The 19,756-nt window shown below is 37.4% G+C and carries 14 protein-coding genes; 5 read left to right on the top strand and 9 right to left on the bottom strand.

Annotated features, from left to right (window positions below):
* Window positions 1–129 precede the first annotated feature (129 nt).
* The 3 genes from GNE10_RS17040 to GNE10_RS17030 all read left to right on the top strand — a co-directional run bounded on the left by GNE10_RS17040 (window position 130) and on the right by GNE10_RS17030 (window position 3,614).
* Window positions 130–852, top strand: coding sequence for a rhomboid family intramembrane serine protease (locus GNE10_RS17040; RefSeq protein WP_185566208.1), 723 nt, complete (start codon window positions 130–132; stop codon window positions 850–852).
* A 308-nt stretch (window positions 853–1,160) separates the two neighbouring features.
* Window positions 1,161–1,712 carry a response regulator gene (locus tag GNE10_RS17035; protein ID WP_185566207.1) on the top strand — a complete coding sequence of 184 codons (552 nt, stop codon included), beginning with the start codon at window positions 1,161–1,163 and terminating at the stop codon, window positions 1,710–1,712.
* Between the two features lie 582 nt (window positions 1,713–2,294).
* Window positions 2,295–3,614: a GTPase family protein gene (locus GNE10_RS17030; protein ID WP_185566206.1), complete on the top strand. Its 1,320-nt coding sequence runs from the start codon at window positions 2,295–2,297 to the stop codon at window positions 3,612–3,614.
* 94 nt (window positions 3,615–3,708) lie between these two features.
* Here GNE10_RS17030 and GNE10_RS17025 read toward each other — a convergent pair whose 3' ends face one another.
* On the bottom strand, window positions 3,709–5,760 hold the full coding sequence (locus tag GNE10_RS17025; protein WP_185566205.1) for a calcium-binding protein: 2,052 nt from the start codon (window positions 5,758–5,760) through the stop codon (window positions 3,709–3,711).
* Window positions 5,761–6,053: 293 nt separating this feature from the next.
* Between GNE10_RS17025 and GNE10_RS17020 the strand changes: the two genes are divergently transcribed.
* Entirely contained in the window at window positions 6,054–6,641 is a 588-nt protein-coding gene (locus GNE10_RS17020; RefSeq protein WP_221642875.1) for a hypothetical protein, read from the top strand.
* 310 nt (window positions 6,642–6,951) lie between these two features.
* Here GNE10_RS17020 and GNE10_RS17015 read toward each other — a convergent pair whose 3' ends face one another.
* The 8 genes from GNE10_RS17015 to GNE10_RS16980 form a co-directional block, all read right to left on the bottom strand.
* On the bottom strand, window positions 6,952–7,740 hold the full coding sequence (locus GNE10_RS17015; RefSeq protein ID WP_185566203.1) for a hypothetical protein: 789 nt from the start codon (window positions 7,738–7,740) through the stop codon (window positions 6,952–6,954).
* Window positions 7,741–7,817: 77 nt separating this feature from the next.
* Window positions 7,818–8,096 (bottom strand): hypothetical protein, encoded by a 279-nt coding sequence (locus tag GNE10_RS17010; protein ID WP_185566202.1) that lies wholly within the window; start codon window positions 8,094–8,096, stop codon window positions 7,818–7,820.
* 242 nt (window positions 8,097–8,338) lie between these two features.
* A complete protein-coding gene (locus tag GNE10_RS17005) occupies window positions 8,339–10,612 on the bottom strand; it encodes a caspase family protein (RefSeq protein ID WP_185566201.1) in 2,274 nt (757 codons plus the stop codon).
* A gap of 131 nt (window positions 10,613–10,743) precedes the next feature.
* The gene (locus GNE10_RS17000; protein ID WP_185566200.1) at window positions 10,744–13,566 is read right to left on the bottom strand and encodes a CHAT domain-containing tetratricopeptide repeat protein; all 2,823 of its coding nucleotides are present in this window, start codon (window positions 13,564–13,566) and stop codon (window positions 10,744–10,746) included.
* Between the two features lie 13 nt (window positions 13,567–13,579).
* The gene (locus tag GNE10_RS16995; RefSeq protein ID WP_185566199.1) at window positions 13,580–14,338 is read right to left on the bottom strand and encodes a DUF928 domain-containing protein; all 759 of its coding nucleotides are present in this window, start codon (window positions 14,336–14,338) and stop codon (window positions 13,580–13,582) included.
* Window positions 14,339–14,558: 220 nt separating this feature from the next.
* Window positions 14,559–16,952 (bottom strand): CHASE2 domain-containing protein, encoded by a 2,394-nt coding sequence (locus GNE10_RS16990; RefSeq protein ID WP_185566198.1) that lies wholly within the window; start codon window positions 16,950–16,952, stop codon window positions 14,559–14,561.
* Window positions 16,953–16,975: 23 nt separating this feature from the next.
* Entirely contained in the window at window positions 16,976–17,953 is a 978-nt protein-coding gene (locus GNE10_RS16985) for a DUF1822 family protein (RefSeq protein ID WP_185566197.1), read from the bottom strand.
* 20 nt (window positions 17,954–17,973) lie between these two features.
* Window positions 17,974–18,948 carry a hypothetical protein gene (locus tag GNE10_RS16980; RefSeq protein ID WP_185566196.1) on the bottom strand — a complete coding sequence of 325 codons (975 nt, stop codon included), beginning with the start codon at window positions 18,946–18,948 and terminating at the stop codon, window positions 17,974–17,976.
* A 351-nt stretch (window positions 18,949–19,299) separates the two neighbouring features.
* Here GNE10_RS16980 and GNE10_RS16975 point away from each other — a divergent pair, with 351 nt between their 5' ends.
* Window positions 19,300–19,659 (top strand): DUF2237 family protein, encoded by a 360-nt coding sequence (locus GNE10_RS16975; protein WP_185566195.1) that lies wholly within the window; start codon window positions 19,300–19,302, stop codon window positions 19,657–19,659.
* The last annotated feature ends 97 nt before the right edge of the window (window positions 19,660–19,756 follow it).

Here is a 19,756-nt window from a genome sequence, read left to right as displayed (position 1 = left end):
TGGGGAGATGGGGAGATGGGGAGACAAGGGAGATGGGGAGATGGGGAGAATAATAACTTTCCAGTCTCTAGTCAAGAGTCAAGAGTCAACAATCAACAGTCAACATACCCCATACCCAATAACTAATTTATGATTCCTATTAGTGATAATGTGCGTTGTTGGAATAAGCCGATTGTTAATTATTGGCTGATTGGCATTAATATTGCCGTATTTTTATGGGAACTAAAACTAGAATTTGGCGATGAATTGGGCTATTTTGTCAATAGTTGGGGCTTGATTCCATACCAGATTACTGGGGCAATTCAAACTGCTGTTTTTTTGAATTTTGCGGCCTGGATAGTTGTGATTTGGCGGCTATTTTCGCTAATTTTTAACATATTTTTGCACGGAAGTTTTAGCCAAATCTTGGGAAATTTGCTATTTTTATGGGTTTTTGGTAAAACTGTAGAAAATATCCTTGGACACAAGCGTTATCTAGGATTTTATTTAGGGGCTGGCGTTGTCACGAGTGTGGCACAAATTTTAGCTGAACCAAGTTTGAAAGTACCATTGATTGGTGCTAATGGGGCGATCGCAGCTGTTTTAGGAGCGTATATCATCAAGTTCCCTCAAGGGAAAATTTACTCTGTTTTACCACTAATAATTTTATATATTCCCCTGGAATTACCAGCGTTTTTATACATATTCTGGTGGTTTGTTCAACAGTTATTTTATGGTATTGGTAGTTTAAATATTCCCCCTCTCGGTGTTAATCAATCTGGTGTTATTTTTTGGGGTCAACTCGTAGGATTGCTTTTTGGTGCGGGTTTCATGCGATTTAAGACGCTTATGAGATGGCTCAATTTTAGATGAAAAACTCGACGCCAGTTGTGGAATGAAGTTTTCCGTTGCTTTCATCCGAATCTGAGATTTGCCCACTGCATAAATTGAATAAAATTGCCATATATCTTGTGAGTGAATTTTTTTAATTATTATAGCCAAACAATGCATATAAGCAGCGACTAGAACCAAGAATTTAGCAATGTTTCACAGTTTTTAATATCAAGTTGTTTATGTACCTTTTGATAGATTGTATTTTTTAGCTGAAAAATCGATACTCATCACACTAGCGGATGCCAACTTTTCAAGTGGGTATTGTTTAGTTATGAAATGTGTATGAAATGCTAAATTTTAATATTATTTACGGGGAAAAACTTCAAGCCGAAAGTTCAAAAGAAAAATCCAATCCTAATTTCACTGCCAACTTAGCGGCTTTAGTCACAAATGAACAGGTCGGGTATGAGGAAGATGAATCTTTAATTTTTGAGTCTGATACCCCATTTCCCAGTGAGACTAAAATTTTGGTAGTGGATGACGAACCAGATATTCGCGACTTAGTAACCTTTATTCTCCAAGATTACGGTGTAGAAGTTACTGCGGTTGCATCAGCACAAGAAGCATTGCAAGCACTATCTGAGTCGATACCAGATGTTTTGATCAGTGATATCGCAATGCCAAAGACAGATGGTTATATGCTGATGCGTGAAGTCAGAAAGCGATCGCCTCAACAAGGAGGACATGTACCAGCGATCGCTCTTACGGCTTATGCAGGGGAAATCAATCAGCAGCAAGCACTACAAGCAGGATTTCAGATGCATATTGCCAAACCAATCGATCCAGATGAATTAGTTAAGGCGATCCTTGGTTTGATGATGGAAGTTGGTGCTAAGTAACCTTTTGAAACACTGTCCATAAATGACAGCTGAAATTTCTTTTTTATCTCAGTACTAGATACTTTTGATCTAAAAATTAACTACGTAAGATTTACTTAAGTAAATCCACTTGAGATTTTGCTTTGGGAAAAATCCTCTTGTGATTTTAAGTGTTTTTACAGAAGATATTATTCAGCAAAACCATAATTATCTAAATAGTTAGATGACTCATTGATTAATTATCTAACTTTTTTAAAAAACCTTTTGATAAATTTAAAAAACAATGAATAACTGTCCTTGCTGTTCTCATAAGCTTTTACGCCATATCCGGCATCATGAAATTTACTTTTTTTGTCGGACATGCTGGCAAGAAATGCCAATTTTAAAACAAACATACTATCCGAAAACTCAAGCCAATTTCATCGAAAAAAACAAAGTTCTAAATTAACCTTGGAATTTGATTTGAGTTGTAAACAATATCAGTGCTGGCTGTTGACTGTTGACGGTTCACAGTTAACAGTCAACAGTCAACAGCTAACGACTTCAATTTAACGCTAGGATAGATATCAACAGGATTTAATTGTATCTACCGTTTTCATGGGAATGACTGAGCAACACGATCCTAACTCTCAGCAATTCAGTGAACTCACCGATAGTGTAAACAACAAATCCCTCGGTGGTTCCTGGAAAAATCGCGTTGCTGGTGTCTGGAACAAAGCAACAACAAATTTGACGCAATTCTTACCCGTAGAACAAGTAGCACAAACAGTTATTCAATGGTTTAGTGTCAGTGAGGCTCAAGTTGCAGAAATTTTAGAGAAAGTTCGAGCCGAACTACCAACTACACAAGCTCTGTTAGTTGGTAAACCCCAAGCCGGAAAAAGCTCAATTGTGCGTGGACTGACTGGAGTTTCTGCGGAAATTGTCGGTCAAGGATTTCGCCCTCACACCCAACACACCCAGCGCTATGCCTATCCTTCTAATGACCTACCGTTACTGATTTTTACTGATACTGTGGGCTTGGGTGATGTAAATCAGGATACTCAAACAATCATTCAAGAGTTACTTGGCGATTTGGAACAAGAGACTCGTTCCGCCAGAATCCTAATCTTGACCGTTAAAATCAATGATTTTGCAACTGATAGCCTACGACAAATTGCTCAACAGCTACGCCAGCAGTATCCAGATATTCCCTGTTTGTTAGCCGTTACGTGCTTACACGAAGTTTATCCCCCTGATACAGTCGATCATCCTGCTTATCCTCCAGACTTTGAGGAAGTCAATCGCGCATTTACTCTCATACAAGAAACTTTTGCTGGATTGTGCGATCGCTGTGTACTCATTGACTTTACTTTAGAGGAAGATGGCTATAATCCCGTGTTTTATGGATTAGAAGCCCTGAGAGATACCCTCGCAGAACTACTCCCCCAAGCAGAAGCCCAAGCAATTCATCAGTTATTGAATCGGGAAGAAGCTGGTAACCAAATTGGCAACCTCTACCGCGATACAGCACGGCGTTACATTTTGCCTTTTGCAATTATGTCTGCAACCCTAGCAGCTGTGCCATTACCATTTGCCACAATGCCAGTGTTAACTGCCTTGCAAGTTTCGATGGTGGGGCTTTTAGGAAAATTATACGGGCAAACACTGACGCCATCCCAAGCTGGAGGCGTTGTGAGTGCCATCGCTGGTGGTTTCCTCGCACAAGCCATCGGGCGGGAATTAGTGAAATTTATACCACTTTTCGGTAGTGCGATCGCCGCATCTTGGGCAGCCGCCTACACCTGGGCATTAGGAGAAGCAGCCTGCGTTTACTTTGGGGATTTAATGGGAGGTAAAAAACCAGATCCCCAGAGAATTCAGTCGGTGATGCAAGAAGCTTTTAAGGCAGCACAAGAACGTTTTAAAGGAATTAAACGTTGAACTAAGCGATCGCTATGGGGCTGGTTACATTTGCGATCGCCAACATCTCATCGAGAAGTTTGCCAGCCTGCTAGAGAAACTTTCTAAATCCCGATCAAGTTTGGATTACAAAGTCTGATGCACTCAGTGATGGGTTGCCGGTGAAATTGGCAAACAGCGATCCGGTTCCCAAGCCAGCCGCAAGTCCATTTTGATTGTAGAAGAGAGATCCGCTACTTTGGTTGTAAACAATTTTGGCTGCACTGATGGCTGCTGCGGCGTCGCTAGTAACGATCGCAAATTCATTATTCAGGCTAAATCCATTACCAGCTGAGCTTTGTAAGGCTGTGAATGTGGTTTTATCTAGGATGATTTTATCGCTTCCTTTGACGAAATCTGTAATGCGATCGCTGCCAATAGCTGTACTGTTAAAGGCAGCATTGGTGTTGTAAAGGAAGAAATCGCTGCCACTACCACCAGTTAGGATGTCATCACCAGCCCCCCCAATCAAGATATCATTACCACTTCCCCCAATTAGCGTATCCTTGCCGCCTCCTCCGTTGAGAGTATTATTTCTGGTGTTGCCCGTCAGAATGTTGTCGAGAGAGTTGCCACTCCCATCAGTTCCTCCTTCTAGCAGAATCAGGTTTTCTAAATTAGCACCCAAGGTGTATCCCTGGGCGGAAGTATAAGGGGCTTGAACGGTATCGATTCCTTCGCCTGCATTCTCGATAATTATGTCATCATTTAAACCACCCACAATGTAAGTGTCGTTGCCAGTGCCGCCCCTCATTACATCATTCCCTATACTGGCAATCAGGGTGTCATTACCAGCGCCGCCATCCAGGGTATCATTACCTGTGTCGCCATCAAGGGTGTCATTGCCCGCGCCGGCATTCAAAATATTGTCACCCCGGTTGCCAATCAGCTTATTGTTTAGGCTATTGCCAGTCCCATTAATTGCTGCAAACCCTGTCAGAGTCAAGTTTTCTAGGTTTGCTCCCAGGATGTAAGTAATGGAGGCTTTAACCGTATCAATTTCGGTACTCAGTGTAGAGGTTTCGGTGACAATATCTCCGGTACTGTCAAGAATGTAAGTATCGTTACCAGTGCCGCCAGTCATGCGATCGTTGCCTGCACCCCCATCAATGGCGTCATTTCCAGCGCCACCATTGATAGTGTCGTTTCCAGCGCCTGCATTGATAGTGTCATTTCCAGCACCACCATTGATGGAGTCGTTGCCAGCAACAGTATTGATGGTGTCATTCTTGCTCGTACCTATGACAGTGAACTGTTCAATGTTGTGGAAACCAATGAAATCCAAGCGAGTGCTGTTTGTATTGCTGACTTCTCGTATGGCAAAGCCGTAAGTGCTACTACCAACAAAACGCATACCAGTACCAGTATCACCAACGGAATAATCTACGATGAGGCGGTCAATACCATCACCACCATAAACAGTATCACCATCATTGATACTTCCACCACCCAGTCCGGCGTTAATGGTGTCGTTGCCAGCACCAGTGATGATTAAGTCATTAGTCCGCAGAACAGCACCGTTAACAATTCCAGTATGAGTAACAATGTCGTTACCACTGCCTGTAGTAATCGAAAATCCCTCAAAATTGATGGCAGTGACAACACCAGAAACATTAATATTTGCGAGATTAGAAAGATTGAGGTTAGATGTTTGTGTGGAGAGGTCAAGGGTGAGGTAGTCTAAGCCTGAACCACCATCCAAAGTGCCAGCAACAGCAGTTACATTATCATTGCCAGCACCAGCTTTAATGACGTTGTTTCCAAAATAAGTTGTGATGGTGTCATTTTTACTAGTACCTGTGACAGTGAACTTCTCAATATTTGTGAATTGGAGATCATCTAATTCTAAAGTGTTGGGAACACCGCTGGATCGATAAGCAGAGCCTGTGCCTGAACTGGCGTAGTTGCTATAAAAATCCATACCGCCGCCTGTATCAGCAACAGAGTAATCCACAATCAGATGGTCAAAGCCTTCACCACCATCAACATACTCATACTTACCTAGTCCAGGGTTAATGGTGTCGTTACCAGCACCAGTTAGAATGGTGTCGTTGCTGCGAAATACTGAACCGTTGACAAAAACTGGTCTGATAACAGTGTCGTTGCCGCTACCTGTAATAATTTCCATGTGTCTTGAATGTGGGTAAACTTGATAACTCTAGTAGGTATTTCGCAGTCAAATCTCATAAATTACGCAAACTACCGAATTTTTTGTACAAGAAAGCGATCGCGCCAATAATTCCACACTAAACTTTTTTGAAAAATTTGCGTAAATTCACGAATTTTCAGGAGAAATATTGATAAATTAACAAACTAGAGTAGTTAATTACCGTGAAAAAAGCAAAACCATTCTTCAGTGCGACCTTACCCAGCCTCATACTGAATACTGCATCACAATCTTCATTCATTCCATTTCGAGCTATGAATAAAAAATTTTCCCAAATCGCACTTGTGGTAATTGTCCTAGCAAATATAAATCCTGTCATGGCTGCATCGAAAGAAGCGAATGCAGATTTATCAACTCAAAAATTAGACTATCATCAAAATTCAAATAACATCTTAGTTGCTGGTTTTTTTGATGATATCCGAACGATAAAAGATACTATTGAGGGAATAGATGAAACACGACATAATATCGAGCAGCGTGAACTGCAACGAAAACAGCAGGAGCAAGCAATAAAAGAACGTCAAGCACGTGAAGAAGAAAGGAAAAGACGACAAGCAGAACTCGATGCAGCTCGCAAAGCAGCTACAGAAAAGCAAATTCAGGAAGCTGAAAGAAGAAGACAGTATTTTGAGAGTCTATCTCCAGAACAAAAACAAGCTTATCTCCAAGAACAGCAGGCACTGAGACAAAAGCAAGCAGAAGCAAGTTTGTTTATGGCAGACTTCTTCCTCAGAGCCTTAATGAGTGGCGATGGTGGCTCTAAACAAAACGAAGAGCCTAATTTCTGGTGTCTCAACTCTTCATACTACGATCCTAATTGTAATGTGCGGCCTGGATACTAGTACTGGTAGCTCGAAATCCTAGATACGTAGTATTGTGTCAAGGCTAAAATGTTGCAATAAATTTTCTTGTGGTGTGGACATCTTGTCCGCACCGGACGGGCGAGAAGCCCATCCCACAAGAGTTTGTTAATGCACTATTTTAGCCTTGACACGCCAGTAGGGTGCGTTAGCGAAGCGTAACGCACCTACAAATGAATGTCACTTACTTAACCTGGATTTAGATCCCCGACTTCTTGAAGAAGTCGGGGATCTAGGCGGCTACTTTTGCTTAAGTAAGTGACATTCCACCCTACAAATACTGAAGTACCTACTAATAGTTTCTGTAAACACCTCTGAACATCGAAACTCCCCAATTGACTACAAAATCACCCGTACATCCATAACCAAATTGATTCCTCATTGCATTGGTGAATTCATTAATTAAAAGGTCTTGAGTTACACCTGCTAAATCATTGCCTTGAAGTATTGAAGAAAGCCCTGTAACTACTCTAGAAGATGTTTCATTGGGAATATTTTCTTTTTCGAGACTACATATTAAAGAAGTTTCAGCCAATGCAATAGCAAACCTATTAGCAGGACTGACATAATTTGCATACAAATGATATTCAGATGGTTGTGAACCATCATTAACTATCGTGATATACGCATATTTATCTTCCGAAAACATTGGCGTGACAACTAACTCTGTTTCCGTCCCCTGGTTCTTTCCTTTAGCCAATAGCTTCCAATCTCCAGAATAGTCATGTACGTAAATATCGAAATTTGAACTGCGACTGTTATTTTTGAGTGTAAAAATTCCAAAAGTATAAGCAGGAACTTTATATCTATAGTAAGCAAGACCTTGAGATTTTAGTGTTTCATAGTAATATTTATTGTCTTGATGCTCAAAATTAGTAAACTCCTGTGCATTGGCAATACCTGGAGAAGTAATCGATAAACTTAATGCTGAGATTCCTGCGAGTAATTTTTTCATTTTGCTATTTCCTCTTGCAACTCTGATATCATCAATTTGTGAAAGCCCTGAAAGTAAAATCAAGGTTTTCATAAGATTTGCTGTGCAGTCATTTAAAGAGTTTGCTGCAATTAAATTTGCACCCATTTTCTATGAAGATGCGCCTAATTATTATGGAAAAAACCTGTGCCTCACCTTTGCGTTGAAAAAAACCGTATTACTTCTTATTGTGTAGGCTGATTTTTTCCGGCAATAGCAAGACCAACACCTAGAGAACCAGATATTCCAGCAATCACAAGAAAGGTAAATACTAAATTTTGTTTACGTTCTAATTCTTGTTTATTGAACTCTTCCCAGCCCGACAATTTACTAATTGTTGTATTGAACTGACCTCGATTTCCTAATTCATTTTCAAATTTAATTTTTTCCCAAAAACTCCAACCTCCCAAAAGTAGAAACATGATTCCAACAGAAAAGAATACCCCTCCAGCAACAGTTATCATTTGCTTCATGGTTTAGCTCCTTGAACTGCAAATACAGCAAAATATATTGGTTGGCTGATTTATTAATATTTCGCATCTAAGTCTAAAAAATTACGCAACCCACCAAAATTGTTTTGTAGTTTTTCGCCAAAAAAGTTATCTATGAAGCACAACTCTTCCGGATATGTGTACACCAGCATTCCAAAAAGATCCCCGACTTCTCAAATAAGTCGGGGATCTAAAGACTAGTACTAGGTGTATAGTTATTTCACAGCTTGATAGGTAATGGACATGGCTGCTAATTGACGAGCATCGCTCAAAAGAGCTTTTTCTCTAGAAGTAATTTCAGAAGGATTAGAATTATTTCTACTACGGTTTTCTGGAAGTGTGCTACTATCAATATCTTCTAATAAGAGGTCGATAATATTGGTGGGATTATCTCCTATGGAGACAGGTACATCTCCTCTTCCTTGTGTTTGAGCAATAGTTTGTAAACTCTGCAAACTCTTTCTTAAAGGTGATTTACTAGCAACGACTAATATTTCTGTGAATCCCACAGGTTCAATAACTCCTAATACCCAATTATCCTGTGCCTTGGGTATTGCCAGAGTTTCTCCGGCTTTAACTAAGGTGGCATCTTCGGCAGACGACCAAATATTAGGAAAGATCGCATCAATCTTGCCTTCGGGGTTAATCACTAATACTGTAATGTAGAGGTCGCTATTTTCTTGATTTTTAACTTCAAATTGAATTTGTGTTTTTAAAGGAATTTGAGGAATGCCATTTTTGTAATTAATATTAGTATTATTAGCGGGTGTGAAAGAATTTTGATTGACTTTACTTACTGAACGAGAAGTAAAGGTTTGAGCAACAACGATTATATCTAATTCTTTTGGACGTAAAATATTTAATGAAGCCAATACATTGAGACGTGATGAGTTGGCATTTAAAGTTAATTTGATGATTCTCGCTGCCAAAAGAGAACGAAATTTAGGTTTGAGTCGAGTTAAGGCATCATTTATGGTTTCTTTCGCACTACCAAAAGAACCAGGAATTAAATCGATTCCTTCTGTATATAAACCGAAACTATGGAGAGGAGGAATATATGTAGCTTGTTTGTTTCTTAATTCTGTTTGTTGTACTTCTGTTAGCCGACCAAAAATATAATGAACTTCCCCTGTTTGTAAAGCAACTGGCTGGACTCGCTCAATTTTAGCAATTTCATTTCTCGCTATAGCGATATCTTTACCTAAAGAATCGTCTAATCCAATTCGCAATTTATAATCAGAGGGAATAACTCTAACTCCTTCTTGTAATAATGCTCCTGGTTTTAACAATTCTGGTTTTTGCAGTTCTAAAATTTTGCCTTCACCCGTTAACCCCTTGCGAGATTGTAATTGTATTCTGCCTCGCTTAACTCCTTGGTTGTCTACTAGCTCAAAGACGGGATTTTGGTTGAAAGCTGCAAGAGCTTGAGGTGCTATTCCTCCTAACCAAAGATTAACATTATTCCCCCTAACTTGAGTGATTACTGCTTCCGCAGTGGGGATTGGTCTAGAAATAAAATACGTTGGTTTTGTTTCGTTATTACTATTGTTTTTAGCTTCAATTTCTGGTATTTGATTAGAGGTAAAAGTACTGTTGATGCTGCGAGAGATATTAGTAATGACATTCTCAACTGGAGTGTTACTATTTTCTTGCCACAGGTATTGAGTCATCAAATAAGTAAATGCTCCTGTGACAAAATTATCTAAATATGCTTCGGAAGCAACTTGGTTTTTTCTGGCTGAAGCAATTACTACTCCTTTAGCAATACCCTGTTTTCGGCGTTGTTCTAGTTCTTGGGGAGATATACCTAAATCAGACAGCAATTTCTGTTGATATTCTCGTTCGATGTCGCTAGAAATGTATCCTTTTCCGCCTTCAATTGACCTAATAGTTAGATTCCCCCGTTTCCCTCCCCCAGAATAACAACTATCTAAAACAACAGTGAGATTTTCGGTTTGTATTCGTGACATTAACAAGAAAAGAGTCTTACCTGTAATATCAGAAACTTGCTTTTGATTATCTACTAGAGAAGTAGTGCGATCGCTAGGTACAAAAGTACTATTAAGTTTGTCTTCCAAACCACTCTCTTGGTCAAATACTTGAGAACCGTGTCCTGAAAAGTGATAAACTACAATGTCCCCTGGTTTTGCCTGTTGAATTAAATGTTCTTCAAAAGCTTGTAAAATTCCTTGGCGAGTCGGCTTAATTTCACTTTCATCGCTAACTACTAATATATCTTGAGGATTAAAGCCAAAACGATGCATTAATAGTTCTCTTTGCAAATAAGTATCAGTAATTGCACCTTTGAGATTATCAACGTTTTGATAATTGTTGATTCCTACTAATAACGCTAATTTGCGAGGACTAGAAGAAGCAACAGCTTGAGCATAGCGTAAACTTTGATTTTTGATATCTAACTGACTTAATCCCAAAGTTGTTAAAGCAGAAGTAGCGAATTGCAGAAATTGGCGGCGTTTAAAACGAGACATAATTAACTAATAATTAATTCGTAGTTTAAAAAATAATTTATTAAGTTTGTAGTAAGGACTTTAGTCCTGGATTTTTAAGCACTGAAGTGCTTACTACAAACTCATCAAAATTGATGCGATGAATTACCAGTCTATTTTGATTGTCCAATTAAAGTAAAACCAGCCCAATCAACAAGGTTGGGATGAGTTTTCATCGTCTCCAACATCGCCTGACGCAACGCTTGAGCTTTATCTAACTTCCGCTCTTGAAAATTACGGTAAAATTCCCCCATTAATTCGGCTGTTGGAGCATCAGGAACAGACCATAAAGAAACCACAATACTAGGAACTCCAGCAACAATTAAAGCTCTAGATAAACCGACAACTCCATCTCCAGTAATATTGCCTCCGCCTGTATCGCAAGCACTGAGAACGGCTAATTCGGCTTGTAAATTCAACTCTTGAATTTCACTAGAAGTTAATAAGCCATTATCTTGATTAGAAGGTGCTAGAGCAACTGCTCCTGGGATACCAAAACTCGCAAAATCTTCTAATAGTCCATGAGTTGCTAAATGAATATAGCGTGCATTGGGTAACTGTTTTAACACCTCAGCTTTGGTTGCTTTATTTCCTGTCAAAAACTCAGCATTCAGCAGTTGAGCAACTTCTTTTCCTTCTCGTTCTGCACCAGGTAAATTATTTAGTTGTGTAGGAGATTGGTTATTAGGTAGCTTAATTGTAGGCATTGTGGGATTGCCTACTACTACTGCAAATTTGCTCTTTCCAGTTTGTTTTTGTCGTTTTTGACGGGTAACGTCTAAGGCTTGAATTGAAGGTGCGGTGATGATGGTATGTTTTTCGATGAGATACTTTTCTTTCGAGTCGATTAAAGCTGCAAAGGGAACGAGAAATAGTTCTTTGTGAGGAACAAAAACTACTTTAGCTTCTGGGTTACTTGGTAGTAAATCAGCAATGGGTTCTATGAGTAATTCATGGAGTTGTTTAAGTTTTTCTTTGGCTTGAACTTCAGAAGCATTGCGAGTAGAACCATCCGGTAATTCTGCATCTGGTTTGAGGAATACTCCAATGCTGCGATCTAAACCCATAGTTTTACGGGTATTAGTTACTAAGTCTTTGATAGGAATCTTTTGATTTTTCAAATCGATTTGACGGAATTTTATTTCTCCTGTCGGTTTGATTACCCAAATAACTAATTTTTTTTCTTCTCCAGGAAATGCGTTCCTATTGACTCCATAATTAACCAAAGATAAATACCCTGGATGGAAAAATGTAGTTTCAGAAATAATTGAATATTCTACAATGGTTGCTTGATGAGATTGAGCGATTTGTTTTAATTGTTCTACCTTGAGTGGTTGAATATTTGATGGGGCTGTATTGGTGGGAGTTGTAGCTGTAAGGTAATCAAGCATTTCTGGGGATTTTTGAGCCTCTTCCAAATAGCTTTTTTTGAGTTCTTGTATTAGAGCTTCTCCATCACACTCAAATTTACTACTAACAAATATATGTTCCATTCCTTTAGGAACATTAACTTCAGGATGTAGACTTTCCTGTTCTTTACAAATACTTTCAGAAGTGTACTGAGTATCAACAAAAGCATCAACTTTTTCTTTTAGTGTAAGCTCTCTTGGCGCTGTTGCAGCTTCTACTAAAATACGTCCGCGTCCCCATTCTGAAGCTGCTAGAGCTTCCTCTGATTTATTTTGAGCTAAAAGCACTCGCTGTAAATGATAAGTGGCACGAACCTGATTATCAAATAAATCGAGATTGTTATGGATATTTGCTTGAGATGCTGATGTTTTTCTATTAGTTTCAAATATTTGAATTGCTTGCCTCAATTCTTTTTCTGCTTGTTCTAGTTTTCCTAATTTTTCTAAAGCTATTCCTGCTAAAACATGACCATGACCATCACCTAAATCAAGAACAGGGGAAGTCAAAAGGTCTCCGAAAGGGTTAGTAAAATTATTCGGAGATTTAGCTTCTTCTATAGCTTTTCGAGCGTGACTAAGGGCTAGATCGTATTTTCCTAAACTATAATATGCTCTACTTGTATACAAGGAAGAATATACAAACTTTGAATTATAGAATTGAAAAGAATTTTTGTAATCTTTATCTATTTTACTGACTATTTTATCAGCTTCTTGAAAATAAGTTAGTGCTTTACTAGGATTTTTTTGTTGTAAATAAGTTTCACCTATCAGAAATAAAATTGGTAAACGATGATAAAGTATCTCCAGAAAATAATTGCTCATTTTCTGAATATCACCACTAGCTGATTCTTTTTCTGTTGCTTGATATCTGGCTGCTGATAAGTGTTCGGCTGGTTCTAAATTAGCTAGAGCATTAATATAATCTCCCTGGTAAAGATAAAATGTTCCCAAAGCTTTCAGGGCTGCAATTTTTTCTGGTTCTTTTCCAATAGCTTTGGCTTGAGAAAATGCTTGCTCAAAGTAAGCTTTCGCTCCAACATAATCTTGTTTACTTTGTTGTAAAAAACCTTGGGCTATTAACTCTTCTACTTGGGGATTTAATTCAAATTGTGGTGCTGATTTTTCTTTTTCTTCAGTTACTTGAGGTTCTAATTCTGTTTTTGTTTGTTCTGCATTAGGATTTAATTCAGTAAATATAGGTTGTAATTTTTTTAATTTATCGTATGCTCCTCGTGTGTAATAAATTAAGTAAAGTCTATCTACAATATTTTTTGCACTTTCTGTATCTCTAATTCGGCGATAAATCATCATCGCTTGTTCGAGAGATTCTGTACCTTGTGTGTATTGTCCTGCTTCTAATTGTTTTTCTCCCTGCTGCCTTAATCTATCGGCTTCTGCTTTAGTATTATTTTGAGCGATCGCCACAGGTAATTGAAAAGATAACAAACTCAAACTAGAGGTAAAAATTACAGTAAATAATGCCAAAAATGTCAAGAAAAATTTGGCATTTTTATATTGTTTTTTCATGTTTTTATGTCAATTATTCAGGAATAGGATTACAACATTCAACTAAAGGCTCGGAAATGAATTCTGCTAATTCTACATTGGTGTTAGATAACAAATCTGACCAATCTTGTTTGAATTCTTGTTCTGTCGGTTTAGACTTACGTAATTGAATTAATGCAGTAATAGTTTCATGCCATAAACCTTGATTTGCATATAAATTAATTCGTCCTTGGATAGTAGTAGTTGATGTTAATTTAGTTTTCAAAACTTCGTTTGTAGCTACTCGTTGCACTATTCCCTGTACTCCTGTAAATGAAGGTTCAATATTGGGTTCGCAACTAAAGGAAACTTGCCAACGATAAGCACGATTTACTTCTAAAGCAGGCGCAGTTTCAGGTATCGGGAAACCCATGATACCTTCACCTTTATTAATTTCATAATTCACGTGAGCTACTATAGTACTTTTGCGTTCATCTTTAAGAATTAGCTTTAAACAACCCCGTTCATAAGGAATGTAAAACCAAAAAGTAGGACGTTCGGCGAGGGTATTTGCCCAATTTGTTTTCGGTATTAAAGCAGTGATATCTTTTTCTACAGTAGGACAAATAGGACGACTACCTGTATCAGCAGAAGATCCAGAGCGATTTCCTCCCGGTGCGCCATTGTTAGGAGGTTTAAATTCAAGCGGTTCTTTGGTGGGAAGATTTTGACCAGCTACTGGGTGAATCAAATAGCGATCGCCTAATAATAAAGTTAAAGTTAAAAGGTAAATATAAGCTATTTTTTTGCTCATGACTTTATATTTTTGTTCAATAGGCTTATTGCATAAATTTTTTTCTCACGCAGAGGCCCAGAGGCGCAGAGAAGAGAACGGAGAGGAGGCTTTTGTAAGGGGTCTAATATTTAACTAATATTTACACTTGTAAATAAGTCTTTAATGAATGGTGTTAGTTAATTAACATATCAACTATGACTCGTTTTTTTGTTACTTACGTATAACTTTATCACTAATCTTAAGTATTATTTCTACTTTGTAAAATCTTTAAAGTAAGTATTTGACTCCAATGTTTTATTAAAAGCCATCCACTCAGGCTACTGATAGATAAAGAGATTGCAGATGATACTAATGGTATCCATGTGCCTTGAAGTAAAAATACAAAGCAAATTAGAGACAGAATCGAGATACAAATTACAGTATATACAAATAGTAAAAAAGAATTAATATTTCTTAAGAAAATGATGGCAATTCCACTTCCTGTTAAAGACCAAATTACAATCCAAAATCCTTCTGCTGTTTCCGACAAACTCCACAATAAAGGTCGTTTATCTAAAACTGCGCTGAGTATTTGACTGGTCATTTGCGCCTGAATATCAACTCCAGACATTTGAGGCAATACACCTTTACTATAAGGAGTAGAAAAGTAATCTGTGGGATTAGATATGGGAGCAACTACACCAATGATGACAATGCGTTCCTTTATTAATTCTGGATTAAACTTATTTTCCAGCACATCATTAAAAGAAACAGTTGCAGCAATCTTTTCAGAATTTCGATAATTAAGTAGAAGTTGAAACCCACGATTATCTAGTTGATGGTATGCACCAGTATTTGATTGTAAACGTTGAATTATAGTCTCACCAATTTTGATGCGATCGCTATCTATTTCTTCAGGCTTGATTCCTTTGGAATTTAAGTATTTCGATGCTAATTGAAAGCTAAAAGAAAAGCTGGTGGGACAGGGATTATTCAAGTCGGGATTGATGAATAATAGATGACGACGAACAACTCCATTGTCTAACTCTATATTGCTAAATCCTAAGCGACTTTCAGGAACTCTCGAATGTGATGAAATACCGGGTTGATTTGGATTATTATCAGTCAATTTTATGCTACATAAAGCAATTAAACGGTCATCATTTTGCAAAAGATTAAGTAATTTTTGATGACCTGGTTCTACGGGGCGATCGCGGAATATTAACAACCCAATTGTGCTAGGTTTATACTGTTTTATACGCTCGATAGTTTCAGCTAATTTACCATCAGATATAGGATAACCCAAGCGGTTGATATCCTTTTCTGTAGCTTCAACTATTAACAACCGAGAATCTACCCCTTCATTGGGACGCATTCTCATCAACCAGTCGAAAGCTTGAAATTCTAAGGATTGGAATAAACCAAAAGACCGCACTCCTATTACTACCATCGCTAGCAATAAACCAGATAAAATTACTCCTCCTTTACGAAATAGTAAATTTGAAGTATATGCTAACGGAGGATCACGTAATTCTTCCCAAGTAGGTGGTTTAACAGACCAATGTTGACAAACTACAGGTAGCCAACTTGCACAGTAATATTTATCTTCTATATCTTTAAGTCTACTTCTGGCTTCTCGTATCGCTAAATAGAAAGATTTCCCACTAGAAAAACTAGCAATAAACTCTGCTAAAAACTCTTGAGCTACTTGATTTTGAACTTGCTCCCGCATCACAATAATCTGAGAAATTCCTAACTCTTCAAGTTGAGGTACTAATCCTAAACCTTGACAGGAATTGAATATGGCTAGTTGTAACCCATTCTCTATCGCTACTTCTAATGCTGAATTTAATTCGGATATTTCTAGCTTGGTTTTCGCGTTGATACTAATCCATCCTTTCTGAGCATTAGACTTACTATGTCCAGCATAAAATAAGATATCCCAACCTGATTTTTCTCTGAGGCGATCGCAAATTTGTTTACGAGAAGGCTGAGAGACAATTTCTAACTCTACTTCTCGATTATTTCTTAAAGTATTCAAATCTATTTCTGGATCGATATTCGTACAATCTCCAATAATTGCTAATATTCGGACTTTTCCAGCAGTTAACGACTTGTGTTTGAGTTTTAAAGAAAATTTAGGCGCACTTAAAACAACTTCTGCTTTTGTGTACTTCTTAAAAAAATTCCATTCATGCCAAGGTAATTTTCTTAATATATCGTTATCAGTTTGAATTACTAAAACAACTTCATCTTTCGTATTTATGTTAGTGCGTAAAGCCTGATCTATTGATTGAAATTCTGACGAGTTCAGCCATTGATTAATTATCTCAATCATATAAGCAGTTAATTCTACTGCACTTTCTTGACTTCCTCGCTCTATATTATCTTCTGCAAATTCTAATATTCTCGGTTTAAAACCGATACTTGCACTGTCAAAATCTCCATCTAAGAAACCACCTCCAGTACCAATAAAAGCCTCATATAGACACTGCCATTTCTGATAAGTTTTTTCAATTTCTTCGTTAGGTGGTAGGCTCCCAGTATCTATTTCTTCCAGTAATTCTTCTCCTGCATATAGCTTCAATAAAATCTGAGAAAATCCACTTTGAAAATTTCCTTGTCCCAACCGCAAAGAAATAATTTTCTTCATTATTGTTCGTCAAGCTCTAAAAATTAAACGATAAATTCTTCAGTTATGTTAGCATCACCAAGAGTTATTCTCAGCTTAAATTTATCTCCTGATTCACTAGTAAATTCTGGTAACTGAATAAAATAATCTCTCAATTCAGATTTGACTTCTTTTAGACTTTCTTCTAATTGAGAAAGTATCTCTAATTTCAGACCTGATGGCAAATATTTTTCTCCAGAAACTGGACATAAACGAGCGCGAATTTTTAGCTTTTGTTCTGATTGTGGTGTGACAGTCATCAGCAACATTACTGCTTGACTAGCTAAATTCATTTTTAAGTCAATCAATTTAGCTTTATTGATAGCTTCAGAACTATTTCTAGTCATATAACTAAGATTTTGTGGTTGTCTCATCAACAACTCTTCCGCATTTTGCCATTCTCGTCTCATATTTTCTTTAGTTTCTTTAAACCAATGTCTGAGTATTACGACTCCTTCTTTGATTGATTCACCAAGAGTTTGTCTGACAATTTCAGATTGTTCTTTTTGGCTCAGATATTCAGGAAAATCTTCTAAAGAACGCAATTGATTCAAAGATACAATTCCTTGTGTTTCTTCTACTGAGGATACAAAACCAAGAATCTTTGCTTCTTGGAACGATTCATCTATATGTGCAAATACATAACCAATACGATTTGACCAAACATCCTCTGGAACATGAATATCGCCATCAAAAAAAACTGCACGACATTCTAATTTTCCGTGATTCTTAACTTCTAAATCTACTACATCAGCAAAAGTGGATATTACAGGATTGTTAAAGTCGCTGTTATTCCAATCAGTTTCATATCCCAGAATTTCTAAATAATCCTTGACAGCACATGTAGCCAAAACATTATAATAGAATTCTTTGGCTTTAAGCTTAGTTAATTTTTTTCTGCTCAACTTTTTGGCTATTTCTCGGTGAACAGATTTTAGATGAACTGTGAAGATAAAATTTTCAGTTATTTCCCAAGTATTCATGACTTCTAGTCCCTAATTTTTTATTGTAAATATTCTGTTAAATCGGCTTTAACTTGTTCAAATTCTCGTTCGTAAAAACTTTTTATTGTGGTGTATGGGATGTTCCATGTTTTTGAGAGATTTTTAAATGTTTCTCCTTCCCAATTAATAGCAATTAATACATCTTTAAATGTGATGTCAGTTCTGTCTTTTCTAATTGGTTTTCCAAGTTTATTGTTAGGGTCTTCTTTAATAAGATTTTTAATTTCTTCGGATTGTTGATAGTAAGCAAATTCTTTTTCAGCATTTTCAAAAAGATATTCTTTCATTGAATTAGGGTCTGCGGGAGAAATGCTGATTTTTTCTTCTTCTTGTTTCTTAGATTGACTTTTCTTGATTCCTAATATTCTTCCAGCCGCATCTAGAAATTTTATAGGAATCCAGTGATTTATCCAAGCCATAAAATCTCCTCTTATTTCATCATATCTATCAATATTATCTAAAATATAGCGAATAGACTCTCCTTTAGCTTCTAGAAAAGCATCTTCATAATCTTGTGGAGATAATTGTAAGTTTGACCCAAGTCCTTGTTTCTTGTATGTATTTTTTGTTTCCATAGCTTTAATCAGGCATTGCACGGCTTGTTTTCTTTGAAAGCTATTCGGTTGAGCATTTTTAATTTCTATTGCTAAAGTATTGATAAATTTATCTGTTATTAACTTTTTTTGATATTTTTTCTGTAGAATTGTAGCTTCTTTTAGCAAAAAAACTGCCAATTCTTTTAAGTCATTTTTTCGGATGACATGAAGTTGAAATACTTCTTCAATTTCTGTTTGTAAATCTTTTTTTATTTGCTGAACCTCTTCACCAAAAAGATTGATAATATATCGAGAATGCCACCAATAGCATGAAGATAATTGCGCGATAAATTTAGTTTTGATATTTGTTTTTTCCTGAGTTTCTGATGAAGTATTTTGATACTTTTTGAGTAAATAAACTAACTCTTCTGTATTCATCTTTTCTTTTACCCTTTTTAGGATGCTCCATACAGCATATTTCAGGTAAATGAAGTACACGGTTAGGGGTCGCCCTTACAATAGTCTGTACCTCACTAAGCTGAAATTTGATGTATCTCTCTGAGCAGTTTATACCCAGAAAGCGACTCAAGCTCACTCATTGTCTCAACCACCTACGAATGTAGGTAGTTGAAACAATGCATTTATCAATTTTTCTCCACAATAAGCAAGATTTTACGCAAAATTTTAATCTAATTTGAGATGTCAAAAGTAGTGAGGACTGGGGAGTACTATTTATCTGATATTAGGCGGGTGGGGTAAAATTAAAATAATATTCCTGCAAGTCAAGCAATGAATTCAAACGTAATCGGTGGAGAATTAGAAGTTTGCTGCACTTCCCCCATGACTGGGTTTTATCGTGACGGCTTTTGTCGTACAGGCGGTCAAGATTTTGGGTCGCACGTTATATGTGCCGAACTCACACAAGAATTTCTGGAATTTACTAAATCTCGCGGTAACGACCTGAGTACACCTGCTCCTGAATATAATTTTCCTGGACTGAAAGCAGGCGATCGCTGGTGTTTATGTGCTTCTCGCTGGCAAGAAGCCCTAAAAGCCGGTGTTGCTCCCCCAGTAATCCTTTCAGCAACTCATCCTAGAGCCTTAGAAGTAGTTTCCCTAGACGATCTCAAAAAACATGCCCTAACTTGATTGGGCATTGGGCATTGGCGATGTTGACTGTTGACTGGGTAATTGTTATTATTCCCGCCTGTTTGCCTGCCTCCCTCATCTCCCATGCCCCATGCCC

The organism is Nostoc sp. 2RC, from assembly GCF_014222165.1.
GTDB classification, from domain to species: domain Bacteria; phylum Cyanobacteriota; class Cyanobacteriia; order Cyanobacteriales; family Nostocaceae; genus Nostoc; species Nostoc linckia.
Note: the sequence above shows the minus strand (reverse complement) of the source record. Positions and strands in the feature narration are given on the sequence as shown.

Excerpts from the sequence above, each read along its gene's own strand:
- GNE10_RS17040 (WP_185566208.1), top strand. The coding sequence starts at position 130 with ATGATTCCTATTAGTGATAATGTGCGTTGTTGGAATAAGCCGATTGTT.
- GNE10_RS17035 (WP_185566207.1), top strand. The coding sequence starts at position 1,161 with ATGCTAAATTTTAATATTATTTACGGGGAAAAACTTCAAGCCGAAAGT.
- GNE10_RS17030 (WP_185566206.1), top strand. The coding sequence starts at position 2,295 with ATGACTGAGCAACACGATCCTAACTCTCAGCAATTCAGTGAACTCACC.
- GNE10_RS17025 (WP_185566205.1), bottom strand. The coding sequence starts at position 5,760 with ATGGAAATTATTACAGGTAGCGGCAACGACACTGTTATCAGACCAGTT.
- GNE10_RS17020 (WP_221642875.1), top strand. The coding sequence starts at position 6,054 with ATGAATAAAAAATTTTCCCAAATCGCACTTGTGGTAATTGTCCTAGCA.
- GNE10_RS17015 (WP_185566203.1), bottom strand. The coding sequence starts at position 7,740 with ATGGGTGCAAATTTAATTGCAGCAAACTCTTTAAATGACTGCACAGCA.
- GNE10_RS17010 (WP_185566202.1), bottom strand. The coding sequence starts at position 8,096 with ATGATAACTGTTGCTGGAGGGGTATTCTTTTCTGTTGGAATCATGTTT.
- GNE10_RS17005 (WP_185566201.1), bottom strand. The coding sequence starts at position 10,612 with ATGTCTCGTTTTAAACGCCGCCAATTTCTGCAATTCGCTACTTCTGCT.
- GNE10_RS17000 (WP_185566200.1), bottom strand. The coding sequence starts at position 13,566 with ATGAAAAAACAATATAAAAATGCCAAATTTTTCTTGACATTTTTGGCA.
- GNE10_RS16995 (WP_185566199.1), bottom strand. The coding sequence starts at position 14,338 with ATGAGCAAAAAAATAGCTTATATTTACCTTTTAACTTTAACTTTATTA.
- GNE10_RS16990 (WP_185566198.1), bottom strand. The coding sequence starts at position 16,952 with ATGAAGAAAATTATTTCTTTGCGGTTGGGACAAGGAAATTTTCAAAGT.
- GNE10_RS16985 (WP_185566197.1), bottom strand. The coding sequence starts at position 17,953 with ATGAATACTTGGGAAATAACTGAAAATTTTATCTTCACAGTTCATCTA.
- GNE10_RS16980 (WP_185566196.1), bottom strand. The coding sequence starts at position 18,948 with ATGAATACAGAAGAGTTAGTTTATTTACTCAAAAAGTATCAAAATACT.
- GNE10_RS16975 (WP_185566195.1), top strand. The coding sequence starts at position 19,300 with ATGAATTCAAACGTAATCGGTGGAGAATTAGAAGTTTGCTGCACTTCC.